The sequence below is a fragment of the Terrabacter sp. RAF57 genome (assembly GCF_052113925.1).
In the GTDB taxonomy this organism is placed as follows: domain Bacteria; phylum Actinomycetota; class Actinomycetes; order Actinomycetales; family Dermatophilaceae; genus Terrabacter.
The window spans coordinates 57,527-70,800 of sequence record NZ_JBFRDT010000019.1 but is presented as its reverse complement, the minus strand read 5'-3'; the positions used below and the strand labels follow the sequence as shown (position 1 = coordinate 70,800).

The 13,274-nt window shown below is 72.3% G+C and carries 15 protein-coding genes; 5 read left to right on the top strand and 10 right to left on the bottom strand.

The window, feature by feature from the left end; translation table 11 throughout:
* Window positions 1–174 precede the first annotated feature (174 nt).
* Together AB4Y83_RS18430 and AB4Y83_RS18425 are read left to right on the top strand one after the other, a co-directional pair.
* Window positions 175–1,206: a LacI family DNA-binding transcriptional regulator gene (locus tag AB4Y83_RS18430; protein ID WP_442297766.1), complete on the top strand. Its 1,032-nt coding sequence runs from the start codon at window positions 175–177 to the stop codon at window positions 1,204–1,206.
* 23 nt (window positions 1,207–1,229) lie between these two features.
* Entirely contained in the window at window positions 1,230–2,267 is a 1,038-nt protein-coding gene (locus AB4Y83_RS18425; RefSeq protein ID WP_442297765.1) for a class I mannose-6-phosphate isomerase, read from the top strand.
* A gap of 36 nt (window positions 2,268–2,303) precedes the next feature.
* Here the strand turns inward: AB4Y83_RS18425 and AB4Y83_RS18420 are convergent, their stop codons facing one another.
* The gene (locus tag AB4Y83_RS18420; protein WP_442276556.1) at window positions 2,304–3,158 is read right to left on the bottom strand and encodes an ABC transporter permease; all 855 of its coding nucleotides are present in this window, start codon (window positions 3,156–3,158) and stop codon (window positions 2,304–2,306) included.
* Entirely contained in the window at window positions 3,155–4,195 is a 1,041-nt protein-coding gene (locus AB4Y83_RS18415; protein ID WP_056778804.1) for an ATP-binding cassette domain-containing protein, read from the bottom strand. The genes AB4Y83_RS18420 and AB4Y83_RS18415 overlap by 4 nt, the downstream gene beginning before the upstream one ends.
* 219 nt (window positions 4,196–4,414) lie before the next feature.
* Here AB4Y83_RS18415 and AB4Y83_RS18410 point away from each other — a divergent pair, with 219 nt between their 5' ends.
* Window positions 4,415–4,789 carry a helix-turn-helix domain-containing protein gene (locus AB4Y83_RS18410; protein ID WP_442276557.1) on the top strand — a complete coding sequence of 125 codons (375 nt, stop codon included), beginning with the start codon at window positions 4,415–4,417 and terminating at the stop codon, window positions 4,787–4,789.
* 64 nt (window positions 4,790–4,853) lie between these two features.
* On the opposite strand, the gene AB4Y83_RS18405 is transcribed toward AB4Y83_RS18410, so the two are convergent.
* The 3 genes from AB4Y83_RS18405 to AB4Y83_RS18395 all read right to left on the bottom strand — a co-directional run bounded on the left by AB4Y83_RS18405 (window position 4,854) and on the right by AB4Y83_RS18395 (window position 6,619).
* On the bottom strand, window positions 4,854–5,306 hold the full coding sequence (locus tag AB4Y83_RS18405) for a hypothetical protein (protein WP_442297764.1): 453 nt from the start codon (window positions 5,304–5,306) through the stop codon (window positions 4,854–4,856).
* Window positions 5,307–5,402: 96 nt separating this feature from the next.
* Window positions 5,403–6,014 carry a ClpP family protease gene (locus AB4Y83_RS18400; protein ID WP_442297763.1) on the bottom strand — a complete coding sequence of 204 codons (612 nt, stop codon included), beginning with the start codon at window positions 6,012–6,014 and terminating at the stop codon, window positions 5,403–5,405.
* Entirely contained in the window at window positions 6,011–6,619 is a 609-nt protein-coding gene (locus AB4Y83_RS18395; RefSeq protein WP_442276559.1) for an ATP-dependent Clp protease proteolytic subunit, read from the bottom strand. Before AB4Y83_RS18395 ends, AB4Y83_RS18400 begins: the two co-directional genes overlap by 4 nt.
* Window positions 6,620–6,747: 128 nt before the next feature.
* Between AB4Y83_RS18395 and AB4Y83_RS18390 the strand changes: the two genes are divergently transcribed.
* On the top strand, window positions 6,748–7,296 hold the full coding sequence (locus AB4Y83_RS18390; protein WP_442297762.1) for a DinB family protein: 549 nt from the start codon (window positions 6,748–6,750) through the stop codon (window positions 7,294–7,296).
* Window positions 7,297–7,372: 76 nt separating this feature from the next.
* Window positions 7,373–9,019 carry an FAD-binding dehydrogenase gene (locus AB4Y83_RS18385; RefSeq protein WP_442297761.1) on the top strand — a complete coding sequence of 549 codons (1,647 nt, stop codon included), beginning with the start codon at window positions 7,373–7,375 and terminating at the stop codon, window positions 9,017–9,019.
* Here the strand turns inward: AB4Y83_RS18385 and AB4Y83_RS18380 are convergent.
* From AB4Y83_RS18380 to AB4Y83_RS18360, 5 genes are all read right to left on the bottom strand, one after another.
* Entirely contained in the window at window positions 8,935–9,300 is a 366-nt protein-coding gene (locus AB4Y83_RS18380; protein ID WP_442297760.1) for a hypothetical protein, read from the bottom strand. The genes AB4Y83_RS18385 and AB4Y83_RS18380 overlap by 85 nt on opposite strands.
* A 33-nt stretch (window positions 9,301–9,333) precedes the next feature.
* On the bottom strand, window positions 9,334–10,173 hold the full coding sequence (locus tag AB4Y83_RS18375) for a phosphatase PAP2 family protein (RefSeq protein ID WP_442297759.1): 840 nt from the start codon (window positions 10,171–10,173) through the stop codon (window positions 9,334–9,336).
* 40 nt (window positions 10,174–10,213) lie between these two features.
* On the bottom strand, window positions 10,214–11,296 hold the full coding sequence (locus AB4Y83_RS18370; protein ID WP_442297758.1) for a DNA polymerase IV: 1,083 nt from the start codon (window positions 11,294–11,296) through the stop codon (window positions 10,214–10,216).
* 34 nt (window positions 11,297–11,330) lie between these two features.
* A complete protein-coding gene (locus AB4Y83_RS18365) occupies window positions 11,331–11,747 on the bottom strand; it encodes a hypothetical protein (RefSeq protein WP_442297757.1) in 417 nt (138 codons plus the stop codon).
* A gap of 105 nt (window positions 11,748–11,852) precedes the next feature.
* Entirely contained in the window at window positions 11,853–13,226 is a 1,374-nt protein-coding gene (locus tag AB4Y83_RS18360; RefSeq protein WP_442276564.1) for a hypothetical protein, read from the bottom strand.
* Window positions 13,227–13,274: the final 48 nt, after the last annotated feature.

The following is a 13,274-nucleotide window of genomic DNA, read 5'->3' as shown; positions in this document are numbered from 1 at the left end:
GCGACCCCGAGCCGCCTCCGACCCGGCCGAGACTCGCCGTACCCGACAAAGGGCGTCAACAGCCCGAACCGATCTTGTCCGGTCAGGACATCGGATCGGACAGAACGGCGTGGGGGTGGCCCTCGACGACGCCCTGACGTTGCCATCCGAGCGCTCGCTGACCAGACTGCGGGCATGACAGCGTTGTCTGACCACCGGACAGCCGCCCGCCCGACCATGGCCGACGTCGCCGCCGAGGCGCACGTCTCGGTCAAGACCGTCTCGCGCGTGGTCAACCACGAGCCGGGCGTGCGTCCTGACACGGCCGAGCGGGTGCGGGCCGTCATCGAGCGACTCGGTTTCCGGCGCCACGACGGCGCCCGCCTCATGCGCCAGGGCCGCACCTTCACCATCGCCCTCGTCGTCGAGGACCTCGCCAACCCCTTCTACTCGCAGGTCGGCGCGGCCGTCGAGCGCGAGGCGCGCATCCGCCAGCACCAGCTCATCACCGCATCGGCCGAGGGCTCGCCCTCGCGTGAGCGCGCCGTCATCGAGGCGCTCGTGAACCGCCGCGTCGACGGCATCGTCGTCGTCCCGGCCGACGAGAGCGCGTCCTCGGACGCCGTGCTCGAGGCGAGCCACACGCCGATCGTCTACATGGATCGTCCCGTCCGGGGCACCCCGCGCGACACGATCCTCAGTGACAACCACGGCGGCATCCGCAGCGCCGTCGAGCACCTCGTCGCGCACGGCCACCGCAACATCGCCTTCTACGGCGACGACCCGGCCTTCTGGACCGCCCGGCAGCGCCGCGACGCCTTCGTCACGACGCAGCAGAGCCTCGGACTGCCCACGACCCCACGCGTCTCGATGGGTCCGCACAGTCCGGCCTCCGTGCACGAGTCGCTGAGCCAGTGGACGACGGGCCCGGAGCCGATCACCGCGGTCATCACCGGCAACAACCGCATCACCCTCGCCGCCCTCCTCGCCCTGCGCGAGCTGCGGCTCCCGCTGTCGCTCGTCGGCTACGACGACTTCGAGCTCGCCGCCCTCATCGACCCCCCGGTCACCGTCGTGCACCAGGACCCGGCGGCCATGGGACAGAAGGCTGCCCAGCAGCTCTTCGCCCGCCTGCTCGGCGACGAGTCGCAGGCCCAGACCGTCGTCATGCCGACGCGGCTCATCGTCCGCGCCTCGGGCGTCCGCCGCGGGACCCCCACCCGATGACCGAACCGAGGAGCACCAGCACCGTGTCCCAGACCACCGTGTCCGACCCGACCCGACTGCCGCCCAACACGCCCCACCGGTTCTACCGGGGCGGCGAGCGCATCCTCGCCTTCCGCGGCCTCGAGGTGCCGGAGGGCTTCGACGACCACCGCCCCGAGGACTGGCTCGCGTCGACGACGCGCCTCTTCGCCGAGGGCGGCGGCGGGCTCACGGTGCTCACCGACGGGACGCCCCTGCCCGACGCCCTGGCTGCCGACCCCGACCACTGGCTCGGGGCCGATCACGTGACCCGCCACGGCATCGAGCCGGGGCTGCTGACGAAGCTGCTCGACGCCGGTGAGCGCCTGCCCGTCCACTCCCACCCCGACCGCGCCTTCGCCGCGGCCCACCTCGACTGCGACCACGGCAAGACGGAGGCCTGGATCGTCCTCGACGCGGAGCCGGGTGCCTGCGTCTGGCTGGGCTTCCGCGACGAGCTGCCTCCCGACGAGCTGGCCGAGCTCGTCGACGCCCAGGACGAGCGTCTCCTCGCCGCGCTCAACCGGATCGAGGTGTCGCCGGGTGACGCCCTGCTCGTGCCCGGCGGCCAGCCGCATGCGATCGGTGAGGGCGTCTTCGTCCTCGAGCTCCAGGAGCCGACCGACCTCTCGGTCATGCTCGAGCACCGGCGGTTCGGGCTCGAGGAGGCGCACGCCTTCCTCGGGCTCACGGTCCCGCGCGCGCTCGAGAGCGTCGACCGCGGGCCCCTGACCACCGACGGACTCGCCTCGCTGCGGCGCCGCTGGGTCGACGTGACGGGTGCGGGCCACGCACTGCCCGAGCAGGCGGCGGAGTTCTTCCGGGCCGAGGTGCTGAGCGCGACGCCGGACACCCCGGCCGGCGGCGACGCGGCGTTCGCCGTCGTCGTCGTGGTCGACGGCCGTGGCCGCCTGACGACGGGAACGGACGCGCCCCGCACCACCGAGGTGGCACGGGGCGACGTGCTGCTCCTGCCGTACGGGGCCGGGGCCGTGCGCCTCGAGGGCCACGTCACCGTCATCCGCTGCATGCCGGCCGTCTGAACCGACGGCGGAGCCGGCGGGAGGTCGCTCCCACCCTCAGTCGGTCGTGCGGCGGATGAAGGCACGCACCGCCAGCGGGGCGACGACGGCGGTGATCGCGACTGACCAGATCACCGTCGTGAGGACCGGATGGTGGAGGGGCAGAGCGGCGTCGGGCAGCGCCTCAGGCCCGTTGCCCCACAGCTCACGCATCGCCTGGACGAGTGAGCTGATCGGGTTCCACTCGGCGATAGTGCGCAGCCACCCGGCCATGCCCACGGTCGGGGCGAAGGTGTTGGCCAGGAACGTGATCGGGAAGATCGTCGTGAACATCAGGCCGTTGACGGCCTCGGGCGAGCGCATCGACGAGCCGACGAGGATGCCCACCCAGATCATGGCGAAACCGAAGAGCAGGAGCAGCGCGAAGGCGAGCAGCGCCTTGCCGACGCCGTTGTGGATGCGCCAGCCGATCGCGAGGCCCGTGAGCGACATGACGAAGATGCCGATGCTCGAGTGGATGATGCTGTAGATGCTGCGTCCGACGAGGACCGAGCCCCTCGAGATCGGGAGCGAGCGGAACCGGTCGATGATGCCCTTGCCGAGGTCCATGTTGAGGCCGATCGCCACGATGAACGCCGAGAAGGCCATGGTCTGGGCCATGATCCCGGGCATCAGCCACTCCCGGTAGTTGAAGCCGGGAATGACGATCGAGCCTCCGAAGACGAAGGCGAAGAGCAGCACGAACATCACCGGCTGGATCGTGACGTCGGTGAGCATCTCGGGCTGTCGCTTGATGTGCTTGAGGCTGCGCCACACCATCGTCGTGACCTGACGGACGAAGCCCGGCGGCTGGAAGTCGTGGGGCTCGACGTGGGCCACCCGCGTGGCGTCCTTGACGGCGGAGTCGGTCATCGCTGCTCCTCGATCTGCGTGCTGGGCTCGGTGGAGGACTCGGCGCCGTCGCCCGACGGCGGCTCGGCGCGGTGGCCGGTGAGGCTGAGGAAGACGTCGTCGAGGCTGGGCCGTTGCAGGCCCAGGTCGTCGAGGACGATCTCGCTGCGCTCGAACACCGTCGCGACGCGCGTCATGTCGGACAGCCCGTCGGCCGGGGCGGTCAGCTGGCGGGCCGCCACGTCGACGTGCACCTCGGGGACGTGGGCGGCGAGCAGCGCGCGTGCTGGCTCGAGCTGGTCGGCGTGGGACACGGTGAGGACGATGGCGGCCTTGCCCGACTGGTCCTTGAGCTCGAGCGGCGTGCCCTGGGCGATGATGCGGCCGTGGTTGATGACGATGATGCGGTCGGCCAGCTGGTCGGCCTCCTCGAGGTACTGCGTCGTGAGGAGCAGCGTCGTGCCGTCGCGCACGAGGCCACGGAGCACGTCCCACAGCTCGACGCGGCTGCGCGGGTCGAGGCCCGTGGTCGGCTCGTCGAGGAAGAGGACGGGCGGCGTGGCGATGAGGCTGACCGCGAGGTCGAGCCGGCGCCGCATGCCGCCGCTGTAGTCCTTGACCACCTTGTTGCCGGCGTCGGTGAGCGAGAAGCGCTCGAGCAGCTCGGAGGACAGGCGGCGCACCTCACCCCCCGGCAGGCCGTAGAGCGAGCCCATCATCCGGAGGTTCTCGCGGCCGGTGAGCAGCTCGTCGACCGTGGCGGCCTGGCCGGTGAGACCCATGCTGCGGCGGACCAGCTCGGGGTCACGGACGACGTCGTGGCCGGCGACGCGGGCCGAGCCGCTCGTCGGGCGGCTCAGAGTCGTCATCATGCGGACGGTGGTGGTCTTGCCGGCACCGTTGGGGCCGAGCAGACCGAGGACCGTGCCCTGGGGCACGGAGAAGCTGACGTCGTCGACGGCGGTCATGTCGCCGAAGCGTTTGACGAGGTGCTCGGCCTCGATGGCCGGACCCGTGGACCGGTCGCGCACGGCGCGCGCGTCGGTGGTGATGGTCATGTGAAGGCTCCCCGGTGAGTCGTGCCTGTGGGATGAGAGGTGTGAGTTGCGGCGTGCGACGACCTTAGGCGTCACCACCGACAAGCCTCATCGACGAAGTGAACGCCGTCAACATGTTTCGGGAGTTCGCCCACGGCGTACGGCGTCGGTCGCCGCAGTCGGCACGATCCGAGCGCTCGCGTGCGACGCTGGACGGACGCACCGAGATCGGAGACCGCCATGACCCAGCTCGCCCCGCGCCCCCAGACCACCTTCCGGACGCCGCTGCTGCGCGAGGTCTACGGACGGCTCCTGCGCGGCCTGCGCACCCGCCAGGGACGCACCCTCGCCGAGGTCGCCGGGCGCGCCGGCATCTCGGTCGCCTACCTCTCCGAGGTGGAGCGGGGGCTCAAGGAACCGTCGTCCGAGGTGCTCGAGGCGGTCTGCGTCGCCCTCGGCTCCAGCATCACCGGCCTCGTCGGCGCTGCCCACCGCGAGCTGCGCGACCTCACGTCCGAAAGCGGAGCTCGCGTCCTCGACCTCACCTCGCGCGTCGGGTCGAGCATCGCGACCACCTCGGACGCAGCGACGGGCCCGGTGCTGCTCGTCGCCTGAGCGGCACCGGGCCCATCGGTGGCGCCTCCCTGCGCCACCGCAACCCGTCCCCTGCCCGATGCCGCTACGGCGTTACCTGGCTGATCCGCGTCGACCCGTTGCCGAGCGCGGTGCGCGACGCTGCCGCCCCCGGAGAGTCCGCACCGGTGCCGAGCTTGTGGTCGCCGGTGGTGCCTCCGAAGAAGCGGCCACCCCACGTCGAGTAGTCGCAGGCGCTCGCGACGTAGTCGCTGGCGATCCACACCGTGCTGCCGTCGACGGGGGCGGCGCCGTCGTCACCCCACCGGGTGCGCGGCGGGTTGCCCACCTGGGCCTGGTAGCTCGTGAACCCGTCGTCGGTGGCCTGGCCCGCCGCGGACATCGTCGGCTTGACGACGAACCAGGCGATGCCGGCACGCTGGGCCGCCGTGTCCGGGTCGAGCGCGGTGTCGAGGGCGCCCCACAGCTTGCCGTTGGCTCGTGGGTGACGTCGCCCGAGCCGGACGGTGGGCGGGCCGGGGCGGGCGAGGACGGACAAACGGTTGAGAGCCCTCGGCGCCGGGTCACTCGGCCGTGCACTCAGCACTCCGGCACCCACCCGCTGGGCCTGTCCGCGAAACTCGCCCGGTCCACCTCATCCCCCGACGGCAACCACCTCCGTGGCCCGCTCGATGACGTGGTCGACGATGCCGAACTCCACGGCCTGCTGGGCCGTCAGCACCTTGTCCCGGTCGGTGTCGAGGCGGAGCTGGTCGACCGACCGGCCGGTGTGGTGGCTCAGCACCTCCTCGACCTGCGCGCGCACCCGCAGGAGCTCGTCGGCCTGCAGCGCGAGGTCGCTCACCGTCCCCTGGCCGCCCGCGGACGGCTGGTGCAGCAGGACCCTCGAGTGGCGCAGTGCGAAGCGGCGTCCCGGCTCCCCCGCCGCGAGGAGCACCGCGGCGGCGGAGGCCGCCTGCCCGAGGCAGTACGTCGCGACCGGGGCCTGGACGAGCTGCATCGTGTCGTAGACGGCCATGAGCGCCGTGAACGAGCCGCCCGGGCTGTTGACGTAGAGCGACACCTCCCGGTCGGGAGCGACGTAGGAGAGGTGGAGCAGCTGGGCCATGACGACGTTGGCGACGCCGTCGTCGATCTCGGTGCCGACGAAGATGATCCGTTCCTGGAGCAGCCGGCTGTAGATGTCGAAGCTGCGCTCCCCCGCCGGGGTGCGCTCGATGACGTACGGGATCGTGTAGCTGCTCACCGCAGTCCCACCTTCCGCTCGGCACCGCCGGGGCGGACGTCCGCGAGGGAGCTGACGACATGGTCGACGATGCCGTATGCCTCCGCCTCCTCCGCACTGAACCAGCGGTCGCGCTCGCTGTCGCGGGTGATCTGCTCGACGGTCTGTCCCGTGTGCTCGGCCTGCAGCTCGTTGACCCGACGCTTGACCGCCTTGAGGTTGGCGGCCTGGACCTCGACGTCGGCGGCCGTCCCCTGGATGCCCGCGGACGGCTGGTGCATCATGATCCGCGCGTTGGGCAGGGCGAAGCGCTTGCCGGGCGTGCCCGCGCCGAGGATGAACTGGCCCATCGAGGCCGCGAATCCCACTGCGAGAGTGGAGACGTCGTTGGGGATGAGCCGCATCGTGTCGTAGATGGCCAGGCCCGCGGTGACGGAGCCGCCGGGACTGTTGACGTAGAGGCTGATGTCGGCGCGCGGGTCGCGGGCCGAGAGCAGGAGCAGCTGGGCCGTGATCCGGTTGGCGATCGGGTCGTCGACCTCGGCCCCGAGGACGATGATCCGCTGGTGCAGCAGCTGCATCGACAGCTGGTCGTCCAGCGGCGAGGGCGTGAGTGGTTCGGTCATGCTCCCAGCGTGGCCCGGCCGCCCTCCCATGGGAGTCCCGCTCTGCCACGGGCAGATTCGCCGACAGCGTATGCCGCCCTGCCGATATCCGTTGGCGCGCGCCGTCCCCGGGCACCACGATGGGCGGCATGGCCGGAAAGAAGTATCCCGACATGTGGGTCGACCCCGAGGACGACCCGCGGTCGCAGGAGTCACTCCTCGGGGACGAGCGCACGACCCTGCTCGACTACCTCGTGAACTACCGCCTCACGCTGGAGCTGAAGTGCTCCGGTCTGACGGCCGAGCAGCTCGCGACTCGCTCGGTGCCGCCGTCGACGATGTCGCTGCTCGGACTCGTGCGCCACCTGGCCCAGGTCGAGCAGACGTGGTGGCGGCGCGTCATGGCCGGGGAGGACACGCCCTACCTCTATCGCCGGGCCGACGACCGCGACGCCGACTTCACCGGTGCCGTCGGCGAGGACGCCGTCGTCGCGGAGGCCTGGGCTCGCTGGCGCGAGGAGACGGCCAACGGCGACGCCTTCGTGGCCGACGCGGAGGCGCTCGACCTCGTCAGCCTCGACCCGACGAACCCGATCAACCTGCGCGAGGTCCTCGTCCACCTCATCGAGGAGTACGCCCGTCACTGCGGTCACGCGGACCTGCTCCGCGAGTGCGTCGACGGAGCCACCGGCCAGTGAGCCGTCCGGGTCGGCACTGGGCCGCACCCGACCCGGCCCTCGCCAGAACGTCGACGAGTGATGGCATGCTCTGACCATGGATGCCGACGTCGTCGTCGTAGGAGCCGGCCTGGCCGGACTCGTCGCCACCGCGGAGCTCGCCGACCGCGGCAAGCGGGTCGTGCTCGTCGACCAGGAGGGCGAGCAGTCGCTGGGCGGTCAGGCCTTCTGGAGCTTCGGCGGGCTCTTCCTCGTCGACAGCCCCGAGCAGCGGCGGATGGGGATCAAGGACAGCCTCGAGCTCGCGACGCAGGACTGGATGGGTTCGGCCCAGTTCGACCGGGACGAGGACTTCTGGCCGCGCAAGTGGGCGGAGGCATACCTCCACTTCGCCGCCGGCGAGAAGCGCTCGTGGCTCCACGAGCAGGGCCACCGCCTCTTCCCCGTCGTCGGCTGGGCCGAGCGCGGTGACGGTCGGGCCGACGGCCACGGCAACTCGGTGCCGCGCTTCCACATCACGTGGGGCACCGGCCCGGGTCTCGTCGAGCCGTTCGAGCGACGGGTCCGGGCAGCCGTGGCGAGCGGGCGGGTCACCTTCGCCTTCCGTCACCGCGTCGACGGGCTCGTCGAGACGGCTGGCACGGTCACCGGCGTACGCGGTCGCCTCCTCGCGCCCGACGGCGTCGACCGGGGTCGGCCGAGCAGCCGCGAGGAGGTCGGCGACTTCGAGATCACGGCCCAGGCCGTCATCGTGACGAGTGGCGGCATCGGCGGCGACCACGACCTCGTGCGCCGCGCCTGGCCCGAGCGGCTCGGCTCGCCGCCGGCCCGGATGGTGGCCGGCGTCCCCGCACACGTCGACGGCCGGATGCTCGGCATCACGCAGTCCGCCGGCGGCAACATCATCAACCCCGACCGGATGTGGCACTACACCGAGGGCCTGCGCAACTGGGACCCCGTGTGGGACAACCACGGCATCCGCATCCTGCCCGGGCCCTCGTCGATGTGGCTCGACGCCCGCGGACGACGCTTCCCGGCGCCCTACTTCCCGGGCTTCGACACCCTCGGCACCCTGGGCCACATCATGCGCAGCGGGCACGACTACTCGTGGTTCGTGCTGACCCAGCGCATCATCGAGAAGGAGTTCGCCCTCTCCGGATCGGAGCAGAACCCCGACCTCACGGGCAAGGACGTCAAGCAGGTCCTCGGGCGAGCCCGCAAGGGTGCACCCGCCCCCGTCGAGGCGTTCAAGCGGAACGGCGAGGACTTCGTCGTGGCCGACACGCTCGACGAGCTCGTCCGAGGCATGAACGCCCTCACCGGAGACGACCTCATCGACGTCGAGTCACTGCGGCGCACGATCGTCGCGCGTGACAACGAGATGGACAACGACTTCACCAAGGACGCCCAGGTCACCGCGATCCGCGGGGCGCGGAGCTACCGCGGCGACAGGCTGATCCGCGTCGCGACACCGCACAAGCTGCTCGACCCGAAGGCGGGTCCGCTCATCGCGGTGCGTCTCAACATCCTGACCCGCAAGACGCTCGGCGGACTCGAGACCGACCTGGCCGGCCGGGTGCTCCGCGCCGGCGGCGAGCCGCTGGCCGGGGTGTATGCGGCGGGCGAGGTGAGCGGATTCGGCGGCGGGGGCATGCACGGCTACAACTCCCTCGAGGGGACCTTCCTCGGCGGCTGCCTCTTCAGCGGCCGCACCGCCGGTCGGTCGGTGGCCGCCGCACTCTGACCGAGCGGCCCGCTGGCGGCGAGGAGGACGACGAGTCCCGGCGTCGCGAAGGCCGCACCCACCCAGAGCGGGGACGTCCAGCCGAGGCCGGCACTGATGGCGAGGCCGGAGACCCGGACGCCGAGGAAGTTGCCGACGTTGAACGCGGCGATGTTGGCGGAGGACGCGAGGGTCGGCGACCCGGTCGCGTGGGTGAGGACCCGCATCTGCAGTCCCGGCCCCGTCGCGAAGCCGAAGAATCCCATCGCGAGCATCGCCCTCGGGCCGGCGCGGTGGCTCACGCCGCGTCCAGCCCGCCCGGGTCCGAACCGAGCTCAGTCGGTCTGGGGCCGTTCGCGCTCTTGGTCCGCGTCGTCGCCCGCGTCGTCGCCCGCGTCGTCGCCCGCGGCGTCGTCCGCGTCGTCGTCCGCGTCGTGGTCCGGACGGTCCGTCGCGGCATACCTCGGGACGTAGCGCTGCCCGAGCAGTCGACGCCACGCCGGCGGGCCGGACGCCACCGAGCGCACGAGCAGCCGGTGAGCCAGCGGTGCCAGCGCCCACGTGCCGAACCAGACCACGAGCACCCCGACCGCGAGGCCGGCGACGACGTCGTGCCAGTAGTGCGCGCCGGTGAGGACGCGCGAGGCCCCGACGGCCAGGGCGAGCGGGACCACGAGCCGCCACCACACCGGTGCCATGACGACCACGGCGGTGGCGAGGGCGCCGGCGATCGTCGCGTGGTTGCTCGGCCACGACCAGTCGCCGGCGGCGGGGCAGGACGCGACGGTCCGCACCGAGAGCGTCCGGCACGGCCGCTCCTCGCGCACGAACCCCTTGACGACCTCGCTCAGGACGTAGGCCGCCACCGTCGACACCGCGGCCACCACCGCGACCGTGAGGTGCTCGAGCCCTCGTGAGCGGGCCCGCCACGTGAGCACGACGGCGACACCGGCGAGGACGATGATCCCGAGCTCGCCGACCACCTCGAAGACACCACCGACGACCGACGGCAGTGCCACCGCCCCGGATGCCGTGGCACGGTAGGCGGCGTCGCGCACGACGAAGAGCAGCGCGACGACGACCACGACGACCGCGACCGTCGACAGGACCCCGGTGGCCGGCTCGCCGCCGAACCGCCGCCGGACGTCCATCGCGCTGTCATCTCGAGAAGGCATGCGGACGACCGTAGGCGACGAAGATGAGAGCGACCGACGCTCAGAGCCGACCGCGCACCGGGGTGCGCTCGACCGGGTCGCCCCCCTCGGGCATGACCATCTCGGCTCGGACGCCGAGCAACCGCACCTCTCGCCCGGGGTCGAGCGACGCGGTGAGGGCGACAGCGGCCGCAACGACGTCGGCGCGGTCGCTCGTCGGCGCCGGCAGCTTGCGGGCCTTGGTCTGCGTGTAGAACGGGGCGTAGCGCACCTTGAGCGTGACCCGGAAGACCGGGCGCCCCTCCTTGACGGTGTCGTCGAAGACCTGGGAGGCGAGGTCACGCACGGCCTCGCGCACCTCGTCAGGGGTCGTGAGGTTGCTCTGGTACGTGGTCTCGCGGCTGTGCCCGCGGGCGATCCACGGGGAGTCGTCGACGACGGCGGACCCGATGCCGCGGCCCAGCTGGGAGTACCAGACCCCCATGCGCGGACCGAACTCGCCGACGAGGACGGCCTCGTCGGCATCGGCCAGCTCGCGGACGGTGTGGATGCCGTGACCGGACAGGCGCTTGGACACCTTGGACCCGACGCCCCACAGGTCGATCGTGGGTCGGTCGCCCATGACCTCGAACCACGTCTCGCGGGTCAGCCGGAAGACGCCGCGGGGCTTGCCGAAGCCGGTGGCGATCTTGGCGCGCACCTTGTTGTCGCCGATGCCGACCGAGCAGTGCAGTGACGTCGCGTCGAGCACCGCGGCGCGCACCCGTTCGGCGAAGGCCTCGGGCTCGTCGGTCTCGACCCCGAGGAAGGCCTCGTCCCAGCCGAGCACCTCGACGACGGCGCCGAGGCCGCGCAGGGTGTCCATGACGCGCTCGGACGCCTCGGTGTAGGCCGGGGCGTCGACGGGCAGGATCACCGCCTCCGGCACCTTGCGCGCGGCGAGGCGCAGCGGCATACCGGACCCGACACCGAACTCGCGGGCCTCGTAGCTCGCCGTGGACACGACGGCCCGCTCGGTGGGGTCGCCGCGACCCCCGACGATGACCGGCCGCCCGGCGAGCTCGGGCCGGCGCAGCACCTCGACCGCCGCGATGAACTGGTCGAGGTCGACGTGCAGCACCCAGTGGGTGGGGCCCGTGCTCATCCCGCCATTGTGCCCGGAGGGTGTGACGGTGCGGTCAGCTGCGCGGCGAGCGGTCGCGCCGGTCCGGACGGTGGGAGCGGTCGCCCACCGGCTTGCCGCCGCGGAAGGTGTAGACCGCCGGCCCGTCGGACGAGCTCTGGTCCGGCTCGAAGGGGTCGGGCACGGCGCCGGCCGACTCGCCCTGCGTGCGCCCGAGCTCGTCCTGCGGCTCGTCCACGAAGCGGGGCTCGGGCCCGGCTGCGGCGTCCTGCTCACGCGCCGCCAGCATGACGCCGTGGAAGAGCATGGCGGCCGCGAGGGCGGTCAGGGCGAAGGCCGACACGGCGAGCGCCGACCCGGTGTGCGCGCCACCGATCGAGGAACGGAGCAGGTGCAGGCCGCCGGCAACCGCCCCCACGACCGCGGCGCCGACGAACCAGATGATCGTGACCCGGGTCATTGAATTCCCCACGAGGTCACTGTGGCACAGGTCCGGGGCGCTCGAGAGCACCTCGATCGCGTCCGGGGACCGTGGCGCGACGGCATACCCCCTGGGGCACGTCCCGACGTCGACCGGTCAGCGGACCGGGAGGGCCGCGACGGCCCGGAGCGTGGCCGCGTGGGCACGCGTCGCGGGGGTCGTCGAGAAGCCGGTGACCGACGTCGTCGCCGCACCCGACCCGCCGATGCCGGCCTCGGAGAGCTTGGGCTGCGGGTTGGCGTTCGCCGTGCCGTCCGACGCCTTGCCGTCCGACGCCTTGCCGTTCTTGTCCTTGCCGTTCTTGTTCTTCGCGCCGTTGTTCTTCGCGCCGTTGTTCTTCGCGCCGTTGTTCTTCGCGTCCTTGGAGGCCTTCGAGGTCTTGGGGCCCTTCGGGCTCTTCGGGGCCTTGTCGCTCTTGTCGCTCTTGCTGCTCTTGCCGCCCTTGTCGTTCGTGGACCCCTTCGGGCCCGTGCCGCCGGCTGGCGCGACCGCCGACGGGCTCAGCGCGTCGGGCTTGAGGGTGAGAGCCTCGCCACCGGTCCTCGAGCCCGACGCCAGGGCCGACGCGTCGGCCCGAGGCGTGGCGGCGGGGGTGACCTCGGAGGCCGGGACGACCGGCTCGTCCGACTCGGCCGGCTCAGCCCGCTCGGCCGGCTCAGTGGGAACGGTGGGCACGACAGGCGTCGGCCCGGCCGCAGCAGCGGCCTCGGTCGAGCGGATGGCACGCGGGGTCGGCGCCGTGGACGCGACCGACGTCGCGGACGGCGTCCGGGGGACGGCGGCATACGCCGTCTGGGTGTCGGTGACGCGGTCGGAGCTGACCGGCACCGGCGCGCTCGGCAGGACCTCGACACCGGGGCGACGGTCGTGCGTCGCGACCGACCCGAGGATGAGGGCGGTGACGGCCGCTCCGAGGAGCAGCCCGGCGCCGCGCTGGCCGCCGACCCGCGACAGCGAGAGGTGGCCACGAACGAGGGCCGCGCTCGCCGCGAGCAGGGTCGAGACGCCCATGACGATGAGGCCGCCGGTCAGGCCGCCGACGAGGCAGCTGAAGAGGACGAGGGCACCGAGGACCGCGAAGCCCGCGACCGCGCCCTCCGGGACCCGTCGCGCCGGACGGTCGGCGAGCAGGTCGACCCGCCCGTGGTCGACGAGGGCGCTCGGGCGGGTCGGCAGCGTGAACGAGGCATCCTCGAGAACCGCCAAATAGGGCATTTCGGACTTCACGTCGACAGTGTCGTCGATCCGGGGCCTCGGGTGCGAGTTCGACTCGTCATCGATCGGTCGGGAGTCGATATTTCCGGCGCGTCCCGGGCGCGCGGTCGAGCCGGCGGCGGCCCAGAGCTGCCACCCGCGGGGCGGCACGGGCCAGGACGGGTCGGGGAGCCAGCGCTCGTGGTCGCCGTCGGAGAGCGGCCTCGAGCCGTGGCGCAACGGATCGCCGTGCGTGGGCGTCATGCTCGTCGTCACCAGACTCACTACTCCTGCGATTCGCGGGGCCTGTTCGAGGGGCCTACG